The sequence below is a fragment of the Aestuarium sp. genome (assembly GCF_023253315.1).
Lineage (GTDB): Bacteria > Pseudomonadota > Alphaproteobacteria > Rhodobacterales > Rhodobacteraceae > Marivivens > Marivivens donghaensis.
Genome location: NZ_JALRGW010000103.1, coordinates 1 through 1,034, shown reverse-complemented (window position 1 = coordinate 1,034; position 1,034 = coordinate 1). Strand labels below are relative to the sequence as shown.

General features: G+C 32.8%; 2 protein-coding genes. Both read right to left on the bottom strand.

The window, feature by feature from the left end:
• A partial coding sequence (locus tag AC1QQ2_RS14410; protein ID WP_479713663.1) for a hypothetical protein occupies positions 1 to 434 on the bottom strand: 434 nt, incomplete at its 3' end.
• Positions 435 to 443: 9 nt separating this feature from the next.
• Positions 444 to 878, bottom strand: coding sequence for a hypothetical protein (locus tag AC1QQ2_RS14405; protein ID WP_479713662.1), 435 nt, complete (start codon positions 876 to 878; stop codon positions 444 to 446).
• Positions 879 to 1,034 lie beyond the last annotated feature (156 nt).

Here is a 1,034-nt window from a genome sequence, read left to right as displayed (position 1 = left end):
ATAATATTTGTAGTTTCACTGTTACTAATTGTAGTATTTGTAGTGTTAGTTGATATACTAGTGTTGTTCATTGTAACAGTAGTAGCACTGTTATCAATATTGATATTAATACTGTTATCTACATTAATATTAAAACTTACACCTATGTTAAGTTCTATACTATTGGTAATGTCAATAATTAAACTGTTTGAAACACTGTTAGATACATTAATTTGGAATATAGCCATTGTAACACTTAAATTGTTTTGTATTTCAATTCTTTGTGTCTGTACAAGACTGTTGTTAATGTTTACTGTAATAACATTTTGAGTAATTCCAACTAGCGTAAAAAGATTACTAAAGTTTGTGTTAATTTTTATGAACGCATCACGAATACATTCGCCGTCTGTTGCGAGTCTACTTGATCCTACATTTACTAATTGAAAATCGCTCATCTTTATTCCTTAGTGATTCATCTTTATACTGTTTATAGTGCCGCCAACCCATTCAGTGATATATGCTCTAATCCATGTGTAGTTGCCAGTAAAATTGTAGACTTTTGTACTTGTTTCAGGATCACCGTCGTATACTAATTTAAATGGTACTTTAACACTTCCCCATAATCCTGTAGTGCTAACGCACTGCGCTTCTTCGACAATAACCGGAGCCCAATCGGTGCCATCATTACAGTTTGTATAGAATGGATCTTCTGGATCAACTCCTAATGTACCTTCAATTTCTATTGTGCCAACAAAATTTGTTAATGTAATTTGCACGGTGTGCAGACCATCGTCACGACTGTAATAGCCGTCTCCTTTGAACTTGTCACCTCTTACAGTCTGATTACTACTGTCTCCTGGGTGTACTGTTAATGGTAATATTGTTTCACTCGCTGCCATACTTATATTTATCCATACTTACTTTTATTAATTTCTTATCAAAATTTTGATCAATTTATCTTCAGGATCTGTATCTAATTCAAATCGTAAGTGTGAATAAACACCATTGAAACTGTTGAATACAGGTCTAACTTCTGTACCATTAAATGAAACAGT

Coding starts and splice junctions, on each gene's coding strand:
- AC1QQ2_RS14405 (WP_479713662.1), bottom strand. CDS start 878: ATGGCAGCGAGTGAAACAATATTACCATTAACAGTACACCCAGGAGAC.